At 70.5% G+C, this 18501-nt stretch carries 18 protein-coding genes and 1 pseudogene; 14 read left to right on the forward strand and 5 right to left on the reverse strand.

Going from position 1 to position 18501, the window contains the following annotated elements; genetic code table 11:
* Positions 1-217: 217 nt before the first annotated feature.
* The 3 genes from BWI15_RS36315 to BWI15_RS36325 all read left to right on the forward strand — a co-directional run bounded on the left by BWI15_RS36315 (position 218) and on the right by BWI15_RS36325 (position 2611).
* On the forward strand, positions 218-1015 hold the full coding sequence (locus BWI15_RS36315; protein WP_077018988.1) for a GbsR/MarR family transcriptional regulator: 798 nt from the start codon (positions 218-220) through the stop codon (positions 1013-1015).
* 71 nt (positions 1016-1086) lie between these two features.
* Positions 1087-2262 carry an acetoin utilization protein AcuC gene (locus tag BWI15_RS36320; protein ID WP_077018989.1) on the forward strand — a complete coding sequence of 392 codons (1176 nt, stop codon included), beginning with the start codon at positions 1087-1089 and terminating at the stop codon, positions 2260-2262.
* A 133-nt stretch (positions 2263-2395) separates the two neighbouring features.
* Positions 2396-2611, forward strand: a complete 216-nt coding sequence (locus BWI15_RS36325; protein WP_012923942.1) for a helix-turn-helix domain-containing protein — start codon at positions 2396-2398, stop codon at positions 2609-2611.
* Positions 2612-2671: 60 nt separating this feature from the next.
* Here BWI15_RS36325 and BWI15_RS36330 read toward each other — a convergent pair whose 3' ends face one another.
* A complete protein-coding gene (locus BWI15_RS36330; RefSeq protein WP_077018990.1) occupies positions 2672-3547 on the reverse strand; it encodes an alpha/beta fold hydrolase in 876 nt (291 codons plus the stop codon).
* Between the two features lie 67 nt (positions 3548-3614).
* Here BWI15_RS36330 and BWI15_RS36335 point away from each other — a divergent pair, with 67 nt between their 5' ends.
* Together BWI15_RS36335 and BWI15_RS36340 are read left to right on the forward strand one after the other, a co-directional pair.
* Positions 3615-5513 (forward strand): AfsR/SARP family transcriptional regulator, encoded by a 1899-nt coding sequence (locus BWI15_RS36335; protein WP_077018991.1) that lies wholly within the window; start codon positions 3615-3617, stop codon positions 5511-5513.
* Between the two features lie 5 nt (positions 5514-5518).
* Positions 5519-6046, forward strand: coding sequence for a GNAT family N-acetyltransferase (locus tag BWI15_RS36340; protein ID WP_077018992.1), 528 nt, complete (start codon positions 5519-5521; stop codon positions 6044-6046).
* Here the strand turns inward: BWI15_RS36340 and BWI15_RS36345 are convergent.
* A pseudogene (locus tag BWI15_RS36345) lies at positions 6043-6537 on the reverse strand (class I SAM-dependent methyltransferase); the annotation flags it as partial. The gene BWI15_RS36340 and the pseudogene BWI15_RS36345 overlap by 4 nt on opposite strands.
* A 110-nt stretch (positions 6538-6647) precedes the next feature.
* Here BWI15_RS36345 and BWI15_RS36350 point away from each other — a divergent pair.
* The 3 genes from BWI15_RS36350 (at position 6648) to BWI15_RS36360 (ending at position 8887) form a co-directional block, all read left to right on the forward strand.
* Positions 6648-6749, forward strand: coding sequence for a 30S ribosomal protein bS22 (locus tag BWI15_RS36350; RefSeq protein ID WP_008356322.1), 102 nt, complete (start codon positions 6648-6650; stop codon positions 6747-6749).
* A gap of 79 nt (positions 6750-6828) precedes the next feature.
* Positions 6829-7821: an NAD-dependent epimerase/dehydratase family protein gene (locus BWI15_RS36355; RefSeq protein ID WP_077018993.1), complete on the forward strand. Its 993-nt coding sequence runs from the start codon at positions 6829-6831 to the stop codon at positions 7819-7821.
* Positions 7814-8887 (forward strand): lysophospholipid acyltransferase family protein, encoded by a 1074-nt coding sequence (locus BWI15_RS36360; RefSeq protein ID WP_077018994.1) that lies wholly within the window; start codon positions 7814-7816, stop codon positions 8885-8887. The genes BWI15_RS36355 and BWI15_RS36360 overlap by 8 nt, the downstream gene beginning before the upstream one ends.
* Positions 8888-9191: 304 nt before the next feature.
* On the opposite strand, the gene BWI15_RS36365 is transcribed toward BWI15_RS36360, so the two are convergent.
* The 3 genes from BWI15_RS36365 to BWI15_RS36375 all read right to left on the reverse strand — a co-directional run bounded on the left by BWI15_RS36365 (position 9192) and on the right by BWI15_RS36375 (position 11997).
* The gene (locus BWI15_RS36365) at positions 9192-10079 is read right to left on the reverse strand and encodes a DUF5667 domain-containing protein (RefSeq protein ID WP_237771611.1); all 888 of its coding nucleotides are present in this window, start codon (positions 10077-10079) and stop codon (positions 9192-9194) included.
* Between the two features lie 443 nt (positions 10080-10522).
* The gene (locus tag BWI15_RS36370; protein ID WP_041289570.1) at positions 10523-11065 is read right to left on the reverse strand and encodes a sigma-70 family RNA polymerase sigma factor; all 543 of its coding nucleotides are present in this window, start codon (positions 11063-11065) and stop codon (positions 10523-10525) included.
* A gap of 44 nt (positions 11066-11109) precedes the next feature.
* Positions 11110-11997: an HAD family hydrolase gene (locus BWI15_RS36375; protein ID WP_077018996.1), complete on the reverse strand. Its 888-nt coding sequence runs from the start codon at positions 11995-11997 to the stop codon at positions 11110-11112.
* Positions 11998-12034: 37 nt separating this feature from the next.
* On the opposite strand from BWI15_RS36375, the gene BWI15_RS36380 reads away from it, so the two are divergent.
* The 6 genes from BWI15_RS36380 (at position 12035) to BWI15_RS36405 (ending at position 18501) form a co-directional block, all read left to right on the forward strand.
* The gene (locus tag BWI15_RS36380) at positions 12035-13483 is read left to right on the forward strand and encodes a class I adenylate-forming enzyme family protein (protein WP_077018997.1); all 1449 of its coding nucleotides are present in this window, start codon (positions 12035-12037) and stop codon (positions 13481-13483) included.
* Complete coding sequence (locus BWI15_RS36385) at positions 13480-13725, forward strand: glutaredoxin family protein (protein WP_077018998.1); 246 nt, start codon at positions 13480-13482, stop codon at positions 13723-13725. The genes BWI15_RS36380 and BWI15_RS36385 overlap by 4 nt, the downstream gene beginning before the upstream one ends.
* Positions 13726-13848: 123 nt before the next feature.
* Entirely contained in the window at positions 13849-14604 is a 756-nt protein-coding gene (locus tag BWI15_RS36390) for a redox-sensing transcriptional repressor Rex (RefSeq protein ID WP_077018999.1), read from the forward strand.
* On the forward strand, positions 14601-15887 hold the full coding sequence (locus BWI15_RS36395; RefSeq protein ID WP_077019000.1) for a glutamyl-tRNA reductase: 1287 nt from the start codon (positions 14601-14603) through the stop codon (positions 15885-15887). Before BWI15_RS36390 ends, BWI15_RS36395 begins: the two co-directional genes overlap by 4 nt.
* Complete coding sequence (gene hemC, locus BWI15_RS36400) at positions 15884-16768, forward strand: hydroxymethylbilane synthase (protein ID WP_077019001.1); 885 nt, start codon at positions 15884-15886, stop codon at positions 16766-16768. Before BWI15_RS36395 ends, hemC begins: the two co-directional genes overlap by 4 nt.
* Positions 16765-18501 (forward strand): uroporphyrinogen-III synthase, encoded by a 1737-nt coding sequence (locus tag BWI15_RS36405; RefSeq protein WP_077019002.1) that lies wholly within the window; start codon positions 16765-16767, stop codon positions 18499-18501. The genes hemC and BWI15_RS36405 overlap by 4 nt, the downstream gene beginning before the upstream one ends.

Below are 18501 nucleotides of genomic sequence, written 5' to 3' on the forward strand. Positions count from 1 at the left end.
CTGTGGCGTTGGTGTTTCTGATATCGCAAAAGCTACGTTGCGTTCGCGAATTGCGCAACGACAATGTTGCGTTGTCTTCGTATCTGCGCAGGTCAAACGCCAATAATCGTTGCAACAGTTCAGAATCTAATGCAACAAGGCAAGGGTTGATCGTTGCATTGGATGCGCGGTGAACGCTATGCTCGGCAGATCAGCCGCGAGTGAAGGGAGATTGGCGATGCCGGGAGGCAGATTGACCCAGCAGGACCGCGCGCAGATCGCGCTCGGCCTGGCCGACGGGCTCGCCTATGCCGAGATCGCCCGGCGGCTGGACCGGCCCACCTCGACCATCACGCGGGAGGTGATGCGCAACGGCGGCCCGACCGGCTATCGCGCCGACCTGGCCCACCGTGCCACCGAACGTCGCGCTCACCAGCGCCGGCAGCCCGCTGCCCGGAGCGTCCAGGCGCCACCGGTCGCGCCCGGGCGGGATCCCGAGGCCGTCCGGGAATACGAGGAGGCCTTCACCGACCTGATGATGGCGCAGGGCGTGCCCAGGATGATGGCGCGCGTGCTGACCAGCCTGCTCACCACCGACGCCGGCAGCCTCACCGCCGCCGAACTGGTCCAGCGCCTCCAGGTCAGCCCGGCGTCCATCTCCAAAGCCTGTGCGTTCCTGGAGAGTCAGGGCTTGATCCGCCGGGAACGCGACGACCGCCGCCGGGAACGCTACGTCGTCGACAACGACGTCTGGTACCAGTCGATGACCGCCGCGGCCCGGACTCACGCGGTGATGGCCGAGACCGCCCGCCGCGGCGTCGATGTGTTGGGTCGGCAGAGCCCCGCGGCGCTCCGGCTGGAGAACATCGCCCGGTTCATGGAGTTCGTGGGCGAAAGCATCACCCGCGCCGCGGCGCAGGCCCGCGACCTGCTCGCGGAAGCACCCGCGAGCGCCCCGGGAGCGTCCGCGAGCGCCCCGGAAGCGTCCGCGGATGCCCCGGATGCCCCGAAAGCGCCGGCGGCGAACCACCGATAGCCTTGCTTTCCTGGTATCCAGTATTCGAAGGACCATGGGCATGTCCGCCGTCGCGCCGCTAAGGTCGGGGCATGAGTGGTGAGGCGTTGCTGGTGTTCGACGAGGGCCTGACGGCGTACGACTTCGGGCACGGGCATCCGATGAGTCCGGTCCGGGTGGAGCTGACCGTGAAGCTGGCGCGGGAGCTGGGGGTGCTGGACCAACTGAAGGTGGTCCCGGCGCCGACGGCCGACGACGCGTTGCTGGAGACCGTGCACACGGCGGAGTACATCGCGGCGGTGAAGCGGGCCGGCCAGGATCCCGACGTACCGGATCTCGTGCACGGGCTCGGCACCGACGACACCTACTGCTTCCGCGGCATGCACGAGGCGTCGGCCCACGTGGCGGGCGCGTCGGTCGAGGCGGCCCGGGCGGTCTGGGAGGGCGAGGCGCTGCACGCCGCGAACATCGCCGGCGGCCTGCACCACGCCATGCGCGCGCAGGCAAGCGGCTTCTGTGTCTACAACGACCCCGCGATCGCGATCCAGTGGCTGCTCGACCACGGCGCCGAACGGGTCGCGTACGTCGACGTCGATGTGCACCACGGCGACGGCGTCCAGTCGGTCTTCTACAACGACCCGCGGGTTCTCACCGTGAGCCTGCACGAGTCCCCGACCACCCTCTTCCCCGGCACCGGTACGGCGGGGGAGACCGGCGGCCCGGGCGCCGAGGGGATGTCGGTCAACATCCCGCTTCCGCCGGGCACCGGTGACGCCGGCTGGCTGCGGGCGTTCCACGCGATCGTTCCCGACGTGGTGCGGGCCTTCCGGCCCGACGTCCTGGTGACCCAGCACGGCTGTGACTCGCACGTCGAGGACCCGCTCGCGCACCTGACCAAAACCGTCGACGGCCAGCGCGCGGCGTACGCGGCGCTGCACGACCTGGCGCACGAGGTGTGCGGCGGCAAGTGGGTCGCGACCGGAGGTGGCGGCTACGCGATCATCGAGGTCGTCCCGCGCGCGTGGACCCATCTGCTGGCGATCGTCGCGGGGCACCCGATCGAGCCCACCACCGCGGTCCCGGAGTCGTGGCGCGAGGAGATCAAGATCCGGTTCTCCCGGTTCGCGCCGACCCGGATGACCGACGGCAACGACGGCTCGTACGTCGACTGGTCCACCGGGTACAACCCCGACAACTGGCTGGACCGCTCGATCAAGGCGACCCGGGACGCGTCGTTCCCGCTGCTCGGCCTCGATCCGACGTACTGAGCCGGCCCGGGGCGAGTCACACCAGACACCCTCTTTCCCATTCGTACCATCAGCCACTACCCTCGGTTCATGCACGGGCGGAGGTGCCGGAGGGGAAGCCGGCGCACGATCCGTGCTGGAAGTGCGGTGCGTTATGGCATCAAAGAAGTCCGGCGGTGAGCAGCCGCTTGCCGAGGTGAAGTTCCTGACCGTGGCTGAAGTCGCCACGGCCATGCGCGTGTCCAAGATGACGGTGTACCGGTTGGTGCACTCCGGCGAGCTGCCCGCGGTGCGGGTGGGTCGGTCGTTCCGGGTGTCGGAGGACGCGGTGCACGACTACCTCAAGGGCGCCTTCTTCCAGGCCGGATAACCACGAGAAGCACAGCGGCCGGAATCCCCGCGGGGACCGGCCGCTGCGCCGTGCCCGGACTCAGCGCGTCAGCAGGTCCCGCAGCACCTTGGCGATCTCGGCCGGCGCTTCCTCGGCCATGAAGTGGCCGCTGGTCGTGGTGGTGTGCTCGAGGTCCGGCGCCCAGGCGCGCCAGCGGGCGGCGGCGTCGAAACCGAGCGCGCTGCCCCAGTCCTGCTGGACGACCGACACCGGCATCGCCAGCTTGCGGCCGGCCGCCAGATCCTCCTCGTCGTGCCGTACGTCGACGCCCGCGCTCGCCCGGTAGTCCGCGACGATCGACGGTACGGCGTCCCGGCACGCGTCCAGGTACGCCCTGCGGACGTCCGCGGGGATCGCCGACGGGTCCTTCACCCACAGGTCGAGGAAGTAGCCGAAGAACGCGTCCGAGCTCGCGGCGATCATCGTCTCCGCGAGACCGGGTGGCTGCGCCATCAGGTACAGGTGGAACCCGATGGCGGCGCTCGTGCCCTGCATCACCGACCACATGTCCAGCGTCGGCAGCACGTCCAGGCTGGCCAGGTGGGTGACCGCGTCCGGATGGTCGAGCCCGGCCCGGAACGCGACCAGCGCACCCCGGTCGTGGCCCGCGAGCGCGAACCGGTCGTGGCCGAGCTCCCGCGCCAAGGTGACGATGTCGGCGGCCATCGTGCGCTTGGAGTAGGTGTTCTCGTCGAGCTCGGCCGGCTTGTCGCTGGCGCCGTACCCGCGCAGGTCGGGGCAGATCACCGTGTGGTCGGCGGCGAGGTCGGCGGCGACGTGCCGCCACATCAGGTGGGTCTGCGGGAAGCCGTGCAGCAGCACGATCGGGCTCCCGCTGCCGCCGATCGCCGCGGTCAGCGTGACCCCGTCGGCGACGGTGACCCGGTGGTAGTCGAATCCTGCGATGGTGCTCATCGGTGGTGCCTTTCTGGCAGCTGGTTTCCGGTACGCCGCCAGCCTGGCGCGCGCGGATGAGCATTCGATGAGCGCTAGCGTGGAGCCCGTGAGCGGTGAGCCGAGGTTCGGGGTGCTCGGGCCGGTTGTTGCCTGGGACAACAACGGCGAACCGCTGCCGTTGAAGGGACCCCGGCATCGCGCGGTCCTGGCCCGGCTGATCGTGGCGCGGGGGCGGGTGGTTCCGGTCGGCGTACTGGTCAACGATCTGTGGACCGCTCCGCCGGCCGGAGCGGTCAGCGCGGTGCGGACCTTCGTCGCCGCGCTGCGCCGGGCGCTGGAGCCCGAGCGGGAAGCCCGGGCGAAACCTCGCGTGCTGATCACCGACGGTCCTGGTTATGCGCTGCGGCTGGCGCCGGACGCGGTGGACGCCTGGCGATTCGAGCGGGCGGTCGCTTCGTCGTCCGGGGTCGAGGAAGCGTTGGGGTGGTGGCGGGGACCGGCGTACGCGGATTTTCCGGACGAGGCCTGGGCTCGCGCGGAGCGGTCGCGGTTGACCGAGCTGCGGCTGCAGGCGGTGGAGCAGGTGGCTGCCGAGCGGTTGCGGTCGGGGCGGGCCGCGGCGGCGGTGCCCGATCTGGATGCGCATGTCAGCGAGCATCCGTGGCGCGAGGAGGGCTGGCGGCTGCTGGCGCTCGCGCTGTACCGGTCGGGCAGACAAGGCGACGCCCTGGCCGTACTGCGCCGAGCCCGCGCGCTGCTGGTGGACCAGCTGGGACTGGATCCCGGCCCGAACCTCCGGCAACTCGAAACCGACGTCCTCCGCCAGGCGGCGCACTTGATGGAGCCGACGGTGGTCCCGGGAACGGCTGCGGTGTGGGATCGGGCGGTGGCGGCGTACAACCAAGGTGTGGGACCACGTGCCCGCCTGGAGTCGACCGTGGGGCTGCTGCGGAGTCTCGCGATCACCGGAGGCAGCGGCCTGGTCGCCTCCCGCGAACACCGGCTGGCGGCGATCACCGCGGCGGAGGAGCTCGGCGATCCCGAGCTGACGGCCCGGGTGATCGGCGCGTACGACGTCCCCGCGATCTGGACCCGCTCCGACGACGAGCAACAGGCCGCCGCGGTCGTCGCCGCCGCCGAGCGCACCCTCGCGTCGAGCGACGGGCTCGCGGCACCCGTGCGGGCTCGGTTGCTGGCGACGATCGCCATAGAGTCGCGGGGAACCGGGTCGCCGCGCGCCCGTGCCGCAGCTGTTGAAGCCGTCGAAATCGCTCGTGGGCTCGACGATCCCGGCGTACTGGCCTTCGCTCTCAACGGCCTGTTTCTGCAGACCTTCCACCGCACCGGCCTCGCGCCGGAACGCGACGCGATCGGCGCCGAGCTGATCGCGTTGGCCGGCCGCCACGGTCTCGTTCCGTACGAGGTGCTCGGGCATCTCATCCGCATCCAAGCCCTCAGCGCGCTGGGCGACTTCGAGTCCGCCGACGCGCACGCGGCCGCCGCGGACGACCTTGCGAGCAAGCACGAGACCCCGTTGGTCGCCGTCTTCACCCGCTGGTACGGCGTACTGCGTGATCCCGGTGAGGCTGCGTACCGCGAGGTCGCGAAGCTGCTCGACGGTGCCGGAATGCCTGGTGTGCAACGGGGTTTGCTGCCGCTCGCGGTGCTGACCGTGCGGCTTCGCGAACGGCGGCCGCTGGATCCCGGCGCGGACTACGGGCCGTACGAGCCGTGGGTGCGACCGCTCTTCGACGGCGAAGAGCTCGACGCTGTACCGGACCCGCCGCAGGACCTGCTCCAGGAGCTGCTCTGGGTTCTCGTCGCCGAGGCAGCCCTTGCCTTTGGCAACAAATTGGCGATGGACCGGACCGCCCGGGCTCTCGAACCGGCCCGCGCCGAACTGGCCGCCGGTAGTGGCCTGATCACCCTCGGTTCCGTCGCCGAAGTGCTGGATCGCCTGCGAACCCGGCGTACTGGACACTGAGTCGTATGACGATCAGGTACGGCGGTCCCGGGGTGCGGATCGCGGGGGACGGGCTGGTGCTGCGGGAGTGGGAGCGGGGTGACCTGGCCGCGATGTCCGAGCTGTTCGACGACCCGGAGGTCGCGTACTGGACACCGCTGCGCGCGCCGTTCGACCTGGCCGCGGCCGAGGCGTACTACGACGCCGCGCACACCGACAACGGGCGGCTCCACCTCGCCATCACCACCGACGGCGAGAAGCCGCTCGGCGAGGTGATGGTGAACCAGAAGACGAGCTCCCTCGGGTACGCCGTAGGGCCGGCACACCGCGGGCAGGGGCTCGCGGTGCGCGCACTCGCTCTGCTGACCGGCTACGCGCACGAGGTGCTCGAGCTGCCGCGGCTGATCCTGGAGATCGAGCCGGACAACCAGGCCAGCATCTCTGTCGCCAAGCGCACCGGCTACACGCTCACCGACCTCCCGCCGACCAAGCTGATGGACAAGGGCCGGGACCTGGTGTTGCTGACCTGGGAGCACCTGGCCCCGACGCGCTAAGCAGCGAGCCGGGCCCGGACCGCCAACGCTGCCGGCACGGGGCCGCCGTCCGGCTCGACGACGTGGTCGAGCGCGAGCCCCGCCGCGAGAAACGCGTTCAGGAACTCGGCCAGCGGGATGTGCCGCATCCCGACCGTCGCGCGAATCCCGTCACCGCTCCACCACGCCGACGGCTCGTGCCACCCCGACTGCCGGTACGACGGATGCGCGAGCCGGCCGCCGTCCTCCTGGTACTCCACGTGCGGCCCGTTGAAGCACGGGTGCACGCCGTAGAAGTAGCACAGCCCGCCGGGCCGCAGCACCCGCGCGATCTCCCGCAGGGTCCCGGCGAAGTCGTCGAGATCGGTCGAGATCCACAGCGCCAGCACGTCGTCGAAACTGCCCGCCGCGAACGGCAGCCGCGCCGAGTCGCTCTCCACCAGCGGCACGTCGCCCTTCTCCCGCGCGAACCGCAACTGGTCCGCCGAACGGTCCAGGCCGACCACCCGGCCACTCCGTTGTAACGTGCTCCCATCCCTGGCTCCTACCCCTCACTTAGGTGCGCAAGCACACTTGCGGGTAGGCTTTGCCGACGCTCTCTTTATGTTTGGAAGGTCCAACTGTGGGTTCGGTTATCAAGAAGCGCCGTAAGCGGATGGCGAAGAAGAAGCACCGCAAGCTGCTGAAGAAGACGCGGGTGCAGCGCCGCAAGCTCGGCAAGTAAGCAGTTCGAGCCGCTCTGGTCACCAGAGCGGCTGTGTGGGTTGCTGTCTGGCTGGGGGTCACTCGTGGCACAGGTGGTGATGGTGACCGGCGTCTCCCGGGACGCCGGTGCTCGGTGTGCGCGGCGGCTGGCCGCGGACCCGTCCATCGAGACCGTGATCGGGGTCGACGTGGTCCCGCCCCGGGCCGAGCTCGGCCGCGTCCGGTTCGTCCGGGCGGACATTCGCAACCCCGTGATCGCCAAGGTCATTGCCGGTGAGGACGTCGACACTGTCGTCCACACGGGCGTGGTCGCGACCCCTGGCAGCGCCGGTGGCCGGTCGTCGATGAAGGAGATCAACGTCATCGGCACCATGCAGCTTCTCGCCGCGTGCCAGAAGGCGCCCGGGCTGCGCAAGCTGGTGGTCAAGTCGTCGACCACGGTCTACGGCGCGGGTCCTCGCGACCCCGCGATGTTCACCGAGGAGATGGCTCCGCGGGCGATCCACCAGACCGGGTTGAGCAAGGACGCCGTCGAGGTCGAGGGCTACGTGCGCGGGTTCGCCCGGCGCCGTCCCGACGTGACCGTCAGCACCCTGCGGATGGCCAACTGGATCGGTCCGCAGACCGACTCCCCGATCACCCGGTACTTCGAGCTCCCGGTGGTCCCCACCGTTCTCGGGTACGACGCCCGCCTGCAGTTCCTGCACGAGAGCGACGGCGTCGAGGCGATCCATCACGCCACCGTCGAAGACCTGCCGGGCACGTTCAACCTTGCCGGCGACGGCATCCTGGTGCTGTCCCAGGCGATCCGCCGGCTCGGCCGTCCGGTCGTCCGGCTCCCGTCCTTCACCGCGTCGAGCACGGCGGCCGTCGTCCGCCGGGCGCGGCTGGCCGACTTCTCGCCGGACCAGATCACCTTTCTCACCTACGGCCGCGTGGTGGACACGACCCGGATGCGGACCGAGTTCGGCTTCGAGCCGCGGTACACGACGGCCGAGGCCTTCGACGACTTCCGTGCCGCGCTCGGCCCCGGCGCGGTGACCACCGCTTCCAGGCTGCTGACGGCCGGACTGGGGGCAGTACGTGGCTGACGCCGACGTCATCCCGATCGGCTCCGGCGGACGGCCCGGCCGCGGCAGCGCCCGCCGTACGACGCCGTCGGCCGCGGCGCGCTCGCTGGCCGGCAAGAACTACCAGCGGCCCGAGCCGGACCCCCAGTCCGAGCCGGACGACCTGGTCGACGGTCCGACTGCCGAGCAGCCGGCTGTCGACGAGCTGCCCGACTTCGCCGGCTTCGAGCAGGTGGTCCGGGACATGTTCGGCGACGCGGGGGAGCGCAAGGTCGCGGAGTGGCTGGCGTTCCTGCGGCGGCGACTCACCGGGCAGTACGAGGTCGACGAGTTCGGGTACGACGCCGAGCTGACCGATCAGGTGCTGCTGTCGGGGCTGCGGCCGCTGGCCGAGAAGTGGTTCCGGGTCGAGGTGCGCGGCATCGAGAACATCCCGGACACCGGCAGCGCGCTGATCGTCGCGAACCACTCGGGCACGATGCCGCTCGACGGCCTGATCACCCAGCTGGTCGTTGCCGACCACGCCAACCGCCCGTTGCGCACGCTCGCCGCCGACCTGGTCTTCCGTACGCCGTTCGTCGGTGAGCTGGCCCGCAAGGGCGGTGCGACGCTGGCGTGCAACGACGACGCCGAGCGGCTGCTGCGCGAGGGCAACCTGGTCGGCGTCTGGCCGGAAGGCTTCAAGGGACTCGGCAAGCCGTTCAGCGAGCGGTACAAGCTGCAGCGCTTCGGCCGCGGCGGTTTCGTCAGCGCGGCCATGCGGACCGGCGTACCGATCGTGCCGTGTTCGATCGTCGGCGCCGAGGAGATTTATCCACTGGTCGGCAACATCGCCTCGCTGGCGCGTCTGCTCGGCGTCCCGTACATCCCGGTCACGCCGTTCTTCCCGCTGCTCGGCCCGCTCGGCTTGATCCCGCTGCCGTCGAAGTGGCTGATCGAGTTCGGCGAGCCGATCCGCACCGACGAATTCCCCGAAGGCGCGGCCGACGACCCGATGCTGGTCTTCAACGTCACCGACCAGGTCCGCGAAACCATCCAGCAGACTCTGTACGCGCTGCTCATGCAACGCCGCAGCGTCTTCTTCTGACCGAGCGATGAGCGCCGTCGAGCATCCCTAAACGGGGTCTGATCCGCGCGCTGCACGACGCGATGGCGACGTTCGATCTGCCGTACGTCGGTCACCCTCTCGGGACCCGGGAAGGATCACCGCACTGCGGACACCCTGCCGGGACCGCGGACACGGTACGACCTGTGCGCCGTGACGGTTTCATGTCCGGGGTCCGGAGGCCGACGCGGGCGGAACCCGGCACCAGCGGCCTGCAGACCGCAGTCCCCGAGACAAACGAAGAGCCCCGGCCGTAGCGGCCGGGGCTCTTTGAAGGGTCGTGCTGCTACTTCCAGGGAGGTAGCAGAGTCTGGACCACGCCGGGCAGGTTGATCGTCGGCAGTGGCAGGCTCAGGGTCGGGAACGGCCAGGGCCAGCTCGGCGTTCCCGGGGTGGGCAGGCTCGGAACCGGGGGCCCGGACGGCGTCACCGTCGGAGATCCGGTCGGTCGGTTGCCGGGCGGAGTCAGCAGCTGGGTCGGCTGCGTCGTCGTGTTCCGCTCCTCGACCTTCGTGGTGTCCGGCACCTGGGTCGGTGCCGTACTCGGCTTGGCGCTCGCGCTCGTGCTCGGGCTGGTCTTGGCCGACGGCACGACCGGACCCGACTTGATCGGGTCCTCCGGGTCGGACGGCTGACCGGGCTCGGGCTGCTGCTCCGTGCTCGGCTGGGTCGAGCCCTTCGCCGGCTTGGGCTGGTCGCACTTGGGGCAGGCCAGCGTGGTGTGCCGGGTCAGTTCCTCGATCGTCGCGATCGCTTCCACGGCCGACTTCAGCGACTCGGGCGGCAACTTCGGAGCGAGCTCACCGATGGCCTGGCGGGCGCTGGTGATGAACGTCGTGATCGCCGTGATCGAGCTGGGGTCGTCGTCCTGCTGGTACGACGCGACGAGCCGGGACACACCCTTGCGGGCCTGCTGCGAGAACAGGACGAGCGTGCTGTCGATGGCGGCCGCGTCGCCGCCGTTCGACACCAGCGCGTCCACCTCGGACAGCCTGGTCATCGCGTGCTCGAGATCACGCCGGCCGCGGGAGTCGTCCCCGACGCTGACGTTGGTCGAGACGTTCTCGATGCTGCGTTTCATCCCGTACAGCGTGTCGCCGGGCATCGCCTGCTGGGCGGCGGCAGCGGAACCGATGCCACCTCCGAGCAGGACGAGTGCGGCGGTGCTCGCCACCAGCCGGATCCTCCGGCCGGGGCGATGACGGATCGGTGTCACGGACGCCTCGTCGTCCTCGCGGGGCGGCAAATCCTCCTCGCTGTCCGGCGAGCTGTGTACCACGGTCGGAGTCGTTGCCGCCCGGGCCGCCGCCTGCTCCAGCAGACGGTGCCTCAGTTCGGCACTGAACTCCGGTCGCGGTGCGACTGCCCCGGCGGTCCTCAGGCGCCCGGCCAGTTCCACAGCTTCCAGCAACTCAGGGTCATCGCTCAGTCGCGAAGAGTGACGGGGCCCGTGATCGACGGCGTGCGCGAAAGCATCCGCGCGCGCTCGAGCCCTGGTTAGGTCACTCATGAGTTCTCGTTCTCCTCAATGGTCCAGTCGGGGTCACCGACAGGTCCTCACCAGGCAAACGAGGAAACTCCCTGACTGGTTACGGAAGACATTCGTTGCCATCCGTCTCACCTCAAGTCCTTGGGGATTACCTTCGCCAGGTGCCTGACGGCCCTCAACTGCAGTTGCTTGACCGCGCCTTCGGATTTCTCCAGCGCCTTGGCCGTTTCGGCGATCGACAGACCCGCGAAAAATCGCATGGTCAGGCAGTCGCGCTGCTCGTCCGGCAAGGCCGCGACGGCGTCCCGCAGCACCTCGGCGGTCGCGGCGGCCAGTACGTCGACCTCCGGCCCCTCGGTCTGCCGGTCGTGCGTCTCGATCTCGTCGGTGACCACCTCGAGCCGCACGCGGCCCGACTTGTAGTGGTCGGTGATCAGGTTGCGGGCGATCGTCACCAGCCAGGCACCGAAGTCCCGGCCCTGCCAGCGGAACGAGTCCAGCGCGCGCAGCGCCCGGACGAACGTCTCGCTGGTCAGGTCCTCGGCCAGGGCCGAGGAAGACACCCGCGCGTAGATGTAGCGATAGACGGTGAGCGAGTACTCGTCGTACAGCTCACCGAATGCACCGACGTCTCCAGCCTGGGCGCGATCGACGAGCTCTGCACGTCTCATCCCGTCCGGGCTCGGCTCCGGCGTCGTCAAGATCTCTCCCCGTTTCAACTGACACGTCTACGACTGGCACATCCGCGACTGAGACATCGTTGGATGGCCACAGCGGCTGAGACAGCACCGAGCGTTACGCCTGAAGCACCGGCTGTCAACAGGGCCAGGCGCGTCGCCCTGCGTCCGGTCCGGTAGTCCCGGACCTGCCAGCCGGCCACTTCGGCATGCCGCCGCAGCCTGCTGTCAGGGTTGATCGCCCACGGATTCCCCACCATTTCCAGCATCGGCAAGTCGTTCACCGAGTCCGAGTACGCCGAGCACGCGGTCAGGTCGAGCCCCTCGTGCGCGGCCAGTGCCCGGACGGCTTCCGCCTTGGCCGGGCCGTGCAGAATATCGCCCACGAGTACACCTGTATAGACCCCGTCACTCTGCGCTGCAACCGTCCCCAGCGCGCCGGTCAGACCGAGTCGCCGGGCCAGCACCTGGGCCACCTCGACCGGTGCCGCGGTGACCAGCCAGACCCGTTCGCCGGCGTCCAGGTGCCGCTGCGCCAGCGCTTTGGTGCCCGGCCAGATCCTGTCCGCCATGAGTTCGTCGAAAATTTCCTCGACCAGGATCTTCACTTCCGACACCCGGTGGCCGGCGATGAACGACAGCGCCGCCGAGCGGGCCTTGTCGACCGACTCGGGGGTCTCGCCGCGCAGCCGGAAGGCGAGTTGCTGCCAGGCCTTGCCGGCGATCTCGCCGAAGCTGAAGAACCGGCGCCGGTACAGACCTCGCGCCAGGTGGTACACCGAGGCGCCCTGCAGCAGCGTGTTGTCGACGTCGAAGAACGCGGCGGCGTGGCCGACCGGAGGGGTCGCCAGCGCGGCTTCCAGCTCAGCCGCGGCCGCACTGGCCTCACCGGCCAGCACCGACCGGGCGCGAAGGTCCCGAGTCACCCTGAGGACCTTAACGGGAACATGACAGACTCGCCTGGTGAACTTCAACTTCGCGGATGTTCTTCGTGACACAGCGCGACGTCAAGGGGAGCGTCTCGCGCTGGTCGACGGTGACCGGCGACTGACCTGGAGCGAGCTCGACGAGGCCGTCGAGCGGGCCGCTCAGGGGTACGCCGCGGCCGGTCTGGTGCCCGGGTACCGGGTGGTGCTGCTGATGGCCAACAGCATCGAGTTCGTCACGTCCTACTTGGGATGTCTGCGCGCCGGCCTGGTCGCCGTACCGCTGAACACGGGCCTCACCACGCCCGAGATCGGCAACGTCGTGCAGCACTCCGGCGCCCGGCTGGTGGTCGCCGACGGCGACCTCGCGGCCAAGGTCGAGGGCGTCAAGGTGATCCGTCCCGGCGAGCTCGACGGTCACGCTCCGTTGTCGCTGCGGACCGACCCGGAGAGCCTCGCGGTCCTGCTCTACACCTCCGGCACCAGCGGCGAGCCGCGCGCCGCGATGCTCACCCACCGCGCGCTGGCCGCCAACGTCGAGAATCTGGCCGGCCTCGGCGAGGACCGGATGGGCCCGGAGGACGTCGTGCTCGGCGTACTCCCGATGTTCCACGCCTTCGGCCTGAACGCCGTGCTCGGCTGGGCCATCGCCACCGGCGCCGCGCTCGTCATCGACCAGCGCTTCGACTCCACCGGCACCGTCGACCTGATCAGCCGGTACGCCGTGACGCGGCTCCCGCTCGCCCCGCCGGCCCTGCACGCGCTGCTCGCCCGCGACGACCTCCGCGAGCGGCTCGCCTCGGTCAAGGTCGTGCTCACCGGCGCGTCCATCCTCGACCGCTCGCTGGCCGCCCGGTTCGAGGAGGTCACCGGGCTGTTCGTGCACCAGGGTTACGGCCTGACCGAGGCGTCCCCGGGCGTCACGACCACGCTCGGCGAGGACTCCCCGAAGCTCGGATCCGTCGGCCGACCCCTGCCCGGTGTGGACCTGCGGATCGCCGACGAGCGGGGCGAGGACGTCGAGGGTGACGACCCGGGCGAGATCCTGGTCCGCGGCCAGAACCTGTTCTCCGGCTACTGGCCCGACGGCGCCGACGGGCCGGGCGACGACGGCTGGTACCGCACCGGCGACGTCGGCTACCTGGACGCCGACGGGGACCTCTATCTGGTCGACCGGCTCCGCGAACTCGTGATCGTCAGCGGCTTCAACGTCTTCCCGAGCGAGGTCGAGGAGGTCCTGGTCGGCGCTCCCGGCGTCCGCGAGGCCGCGGTGATCGGCGTACCGTCCGAGGAGACCGGCGAAGCGGTGAAGGCGTTCCTGGTCCCGGCCACCGGCGCGGCGATCGACGTCGACGAGGTCCGCGCGTACGCCGCGCAGCGGCTGGCCCGGTTCAAGTGCCCGGTCGAGATCGAGGTGGTCGACCACCTGCCGCACTCGGTCACCGGCAAGGTCGCGAAGGGCCGGCTCCGGGAGACGGACCGATGAGCGAACCGCGGGTCACCTTGTACGGCAAGCCGGGCTGTCATCTCTGCGAGGACGCCCAGGCGATCGTCGCCGCGGTCTGCGCCGAGCTCGGCGTCGGCTGGACCGAGATCGACATCACGCAGGACCCCGAGCTGTTCCGTGAGTACGGCGAACAGATCCCGGTCACCTTCGTCGACGGCCGCCAGCACGACTTCTGGCGGGTCGACCCGGTCAGGCTGAGGAAGGCCTTGACAACCGCGTGAGTTTCGACGTGACGTCTGTCATGGGCGCCGTCGCCGATTTTGTTCTCACGTTCACAAGCTCCTAGAGTGGGGGTGTCGCCCGCCGTGAGGCGGTGACTCGCGAACCACCTTTCCAGGAGAACTGTGACGCCTGCCCGCAGCCGTCGCCCCGGCGCGCCGACGAGAACCGAACGCGGCATTCCCGAGGCCACTGTCGCGCGCTTGCCGGTGTACCTGCGGGCCCTGACCGCTCTGTCGGACAGTGGTATCGCCACCGCGTCGAGCGAGGATCTCGCGACCGCGGCCGGCGTCAACTCGGCCAAGCTGCGCAAGGACCTGTCCTACCTCGGCTCCTACGGCACCCGCGGCGTCGGGTACGACGTGGAGTACCTGCGCTACCAGATCGCCCGCGAGATCGGCGTCACCCAGGACTGGGCGGTCGTCATCGTCGGGATCGGAAACCTGGGTCACGCGCTGGCCAACTACTCCGGCTTCGGCACCCGCGGCTTCCGGATCGTGGCCCTGCTCGACGCCGACCCCGCCCTGATCGGCGAGCAGATCGGCGACATGGTGGTCCGCGACTTCGCCGAGCTGGAGGAGATTGTCGCCGCCGACCGGGTGTCGATCGGCGTGATCACCACCCCGGCCGGTCCGGCCCAGGAGGTCTGCGACCGGCTGGTCGCGGCCGGCGTGACCAGCATCCTCAACTTCGCGCCGGTGGTGCTGTCCGTGCCCGACGGCGTCGACATCCGCAAGGTGGACCTCTCGATCGAGTTGCAGATCCTGGCGTACCACGAACAACGAAAGTCCGGAGAGGCGGCGCTCCCCGAGGTGCCCGAACTACCAGCGATCAACGGTCTGCCCGGTCTGCCCAGCGTGGGTGGGGGTGTGGGGGCATGAGCTACCTGGTCGTCGGGATCTCGCATCGCAGCGGGGACATCTCGATTCTCGAGCGGGTCGCGCTGGACGCGGACGCGGCGACCAAGCTGGCGATCGCCGTCCAGGACAGTCCCGCGGTCAGCGAGTCCGCCGTACTGGCCACCTGCAACCGGACCGAGGTCTACGCGACCGTCGACCGGTTCCACGCGGGCATGGACGAGGTCACCGCGATCCTGTCCGACATCACCGGCGTCCCGCTGCTGGACCTGGCCGAGCACCTGTACGTGCACTTCGAGGAAGGCGCCGTCGCGCACCTGTTCCAGGTATCGGTCGGCCTGGACTCGATGGTGGTCGGCGAGAGCCAGATCCTCGGCCAGGTGAAGGAGACGCTGCGGATCGGCCAGGACCTCGAGACGATCGGGTCCGGCCTGAACGCGCTGTTCCAGCACGCGCTGCGGACCGGCAAGCGGGCCCGCACCGAGACCGGCATCGACTCGGCCGGCCGCTCGGTGGTCACCGCCGGACTGGACGCCGTCGGTGGCTTCGAAGGCCGTCGCGCGCTGATCGTCGGCGCCGGATCGATGGCTTCGCTGGCCGCGCAGACCCTGCTGGCCGGCGGCGCCGCGAGCGTCACGATCGCGAACCGCAACCACGACCGCGCCGTCGCGCTGGCCGACCGGATCGGCGGTACGGCGATCCCGCTGGCCGGCGTACCGGACGCGCTGGCCGAGGCCGACCTGGTGGTCAGCTGCACCGGCGCTCGCGGCACCGTGCTGACCGAGGAAATGATCCGCAACGCCACCGACGGGCGCCCGCTCGGGGTGCTCGACGTGGCCCTGCCGCGCGACGTCGAGCCCGGCGTCGCCCGGATCCCCGGCGTCACCCTGGTCACGCTGGCCGACCTCGCCGGTACGGCGGGCGGCAGCGAGCACGACATCGACGAGGTCCGCCGGATCGTCGGCGAGGAGACCGGCGCCTTCGAGGCGACCCGGCGGGCGGCCTCGGTCGCGCCGACCGTGGTCGCGCTGCGGACGATGGCCTCCGAGCTGGTCGCCACCGAGCTGGCCCGGCTGGACCGCCGGCTGCCCGGCCTCGACGACCACCAGCGCCAGGAGGTCGCGCGCACCATCCGGCGCGTCGTCGACAAGGTGCTGCACACCCCGACCGTCCGCGTGAAGGAACTGGCCGCCGATCCGGGCGGCCCGACGTACGCCGACGCGCTGCGCGAGCTGTTCGCGCTGGACCCGGCGACCGTCGACGCGGTCACCGCCCCCAAAACCACCACCGGAGGTGAGTCCGCATGATCAAGCTCGGAACCCGCCGGTCGGCGCTCGCGACCGCGCAGGCCAACCACGTGGCCGACGCGCTGCGGAGCCTCGGGCACGAGGTGGAGCTGGTCCCGATCGTCACCACCGGTGACGTGAACCGGGCGCCGCTGGAGCAGATCGGCGGCACCGGCGTTTTCGTCAGCGCGCTGCGCGACGCCCTGGTGGCGCGCGAGATCGACATCGCCGTGCACTCGCTGAAGGACCTGCCGACAACTCCCGTCGAGGGCCTGACGATCGGCGCGATCCCGGTCCGCGAGGACCCGCGCGACGTTCTGGTGGCCCGCGACGGGATGAGCCTCGGCGAACTGCCGACCGGTGCGCTGGTCGGGACCGGCTCACCGCGCCGGGTGGCGCAGCTCGAGGCTCTGGGTCTGGGGCTGGAACTGACCGGCATCCGCGGCAACGTGGACACCCGGATCGGGATGGTGGCCGACGGCAAATTGGACGCGGTGGTCCTCGCGAGGGCAGGGTTGGCCAGGTTGGGCCGGCTCTCGGAGGTCACCGAGATGCTCGACCCGATCCAGGTGCTGCCGGCTCCGGGACAAGGTGCCTTGGGCATCGAGTGCCGCAGCGACGACACCGACGTACTGGCCGCGCTGGCGCCACTGGAGGACCCGGTCACCCGGGTCGCGGTGACCGCCGAGCGGCAGCTGCTGGCGACGCTCGAAGCCGGGTGCACCGCGCCGGTCGGGGCGCTCGCCGAGGTGGTCGAAGGTGAGGACGGTCCGGAGCTGTGGCTGCGGGGAGCACTCGGTCAGGACGGCGGCGGTGTCCGGCGGCTGTCCGCCAACGGGTCGGTCGACGACCCGGCGGCGGTCGGGCGGGCGCTGGCCCACGAGTTGCTGGAGCAGACATGACACCGGCACGGGGAACGACGACGACGGCAAAGACGAGCAAAACAAGGGCGAAGGCGACGGCAGACGTGAGCAGCGCGAAGACAGCAGCGGCCACCCAGACTCCGCAGAAGGTGCCGGCGAAGGCCGCGGCGACCAGCAGCACGGCCAAGCAGACCAGACCGCTCGGCCATGTCACGTTCGTCGGGGTCGGGCCGGGTGACCCGGCGCTGCTGACGCTCGCGGGTCGCGACGTCCTGGCCAATGCCGACGCCGTGGTGGTCGAGGGTCCCGAGCACGACCCGTTCCTGGCGTACTGCCGGCCGGGCGTCGAGGTGATCGACGGCTCCGGCGCCGAGGGCAGCCGGGCGCTGCGGGTCGCGGCCCGTGCGCGGCTGGTGGTGAAGACGGCCAAGTCCGCGGCGAACGTGGTGCGGCTGCTCACCGGCGACCCGTTCACGTTCTCCAGCGGCGCCGAGGAGGCTGCCGCCTGCCGCAAGGCCGGGATCAGCTTCAACGTCGTCCCGGGCGTCAGCGAGGTCAGCGCCGTTCCGACGTACGCGGGCATCCCGCTGACCGTGAAGAGCGAGCGCGAGGTCACGGTGCTCGACCTGGCCGAGGCCAAGCTCGACTTCAGCCGGCTGCACCCGAAGCAGACGCTGGTCCTGCTGAACGCGGTCGACGTGCTGAAGGACGTCTCCGCCGCCTTGGTCGAGGCCGGTTTCGACGCCGGTACGCCGGTCTGCGCGACGGTCGGCGGGACGACGACCGCCCAGACCAGCGTGGTCGGCACGCTCGGCACCATCGTGGCCGACCTGCGCGCCGCCAAGGTCACCGGCGAGGCCGTGATCGTGGTCGGCTCGGTGGTCGAGCAGCGCGAGGCGCTCAGCTGGTTCGAGACCAAGCCGCTGTTCGGCTGGCGGATCCTGGTGCCGCGCACCAAGGACCAGGCCGGCCCGCTGATGGACCGGCTGCGCCGCTACGGCGCGATGCCCGAAGAGGTGCCGACGATCTCGGTCGAGCCGCCGCGCAATCCGCAGCAAATGGACAAGGCGATCCGCGGCCTGGTCGAGGGCCGCTACGAGTGGGTCGCGTTCACCTCGGTCAACGCGGTCAAGGCGGTCCGGGAGAAGTTCGACGAGTACGGACTGGACGCGCGGGCGTTCTCCGGCCTGAAGATCGCCGCGGTCGGCGAGAAGACCGCCGAGGCGATCGCCGCCTGGGGCATCCGGCCGGACCTGCTGCCCTCGGGTGAGCAGTCCGCCGCCGGGCTGGTCGAGGACTGGCCGCCGTTCGACGAGGTGCTGGACCCGATCAACCGGGTCTTCCTGCCGCGCGCGGACATCGCCACCGAGACGCTGGTCGCCGGCCTGACCGATCTGGGCTGGGAGGTCGACGACGTCACGGCGTACCGGACCGTCCGGGCCGCTCCGCCGCCCGCGCCGACCCGCGAGGCGATCAAGTCGGGCAAGTTCGACGCGGTCGTGTTCACCTCGTCCTCGACCGTGCGCAACCTGGTCGGCATCGCCGGCAAGCCGCACGCGTCGACGGTGATCGCGGTGATCGGCCCGGCGACGCTGAAGACCGCCGAGGAGCACGGCCTGCGGGTCGACGCGATGGCCGAGTCGCCGTCGGCCGAGGAGCTGGCCGACGCACTGGCCCGGTTCGGCGCGGACCGGCGTGACACGATGGTAGAGGCCGGTGAACCGGTCACCCGCCCGTCCGAGCGCCGCTCGGGCTCACGCAGGAAGAGCTAG

The sequence above is a fragment of the Kribbella sp. ALI-6-A genome, assembly GCF_001984195.1.
Classification (GTDB): Bacteria; Actinomycetota; Actinomycetes; order Propionibacteriales; family Kribbellaceae; genus Kribbella.

Coding starts and splice junctions, on each gene's coding strand:
- BWI15_RS36315 (WP_077018988.1), top strand. CDS start 218: ATGCCGGGAGGCAGATTGACCCAGCAGGACCGCGCGCAGATCGCGCTC.
- BWI15_RS36320 (WP_077018989.1), top strand. CDS start 1,087: ATGAGTGGTGAGGCGTTGCTGGTGTTCGACGAGGGCCTGACGGCGTAC.
- BWI15_RS36325 (WP_012923942.1), top strand. CDS start 2,396: ATGGCATCAAAGAAGTCCGGCGGTGAGCAGCCGCTTGCCGAGGTGAAG.
- BWI15_RS36330 (WP_077018990.1), bottom strand. CDS start 3,547: ATGAGCACCATCGCAGGATTCGACTACCACCGGGTCACCGTCGCCGAC.
- BWI15_RS36335 (WP_077018991.1), top strand. CDS start 3,615: ATGAGCGCTAGCGTGGAGCCCGTGAGCGGTGAGCCGAGGTTCGGGGTG.
- BWI15_RS36340 (WP_077018992.1), top strand. CDS start 5,519: ATGACGATCAGGTACGGCGGTCCCGGGGTGCGGATCGCGGGGGACGGG.
- BWI15_RS36355 (WP_077018993.1), top strand. CDS start 6,829: ATGGTGACCGGCGTCTCCCGGGACGCCGGTGCTCGGTGTGCGCGGCGG.
- BWI15_RS36370 (WP_041289570.1), bottom strand. CDS start 11,065: ATGAGACGTGCAGAGCTCGTCGATCGCGCCCAGGCTGGAGACGTCGGT.
- BWI15_RS36385 (WP_077018998.1), top strand. CDS start 13,480: ATGAGCGAACCGCGGGTCACCTTGTACGGCAAGCCGGGCTGTCATCTC.
- BWI15_RS36395 (WP_077019000.1), top strand. CDS start 14,601: ATGAGCTACCTGGTCGTCGGGATCTCGCATCGCAGCGGGGACATCTCG.
- hemC (WP_077019001.1), top strand. CDS start 15,884: ATGATCAAGCTCGGAACCCGCCGGTCGGCGCTCGCGACCGCGCAGGCC.
- BWI15_RS36405 (WP_077019002.1), top strand. CDS start 16,765: ATGACACCGGCACGGGGAACGACGACGACGGCAAAGACGAGCAAAACA.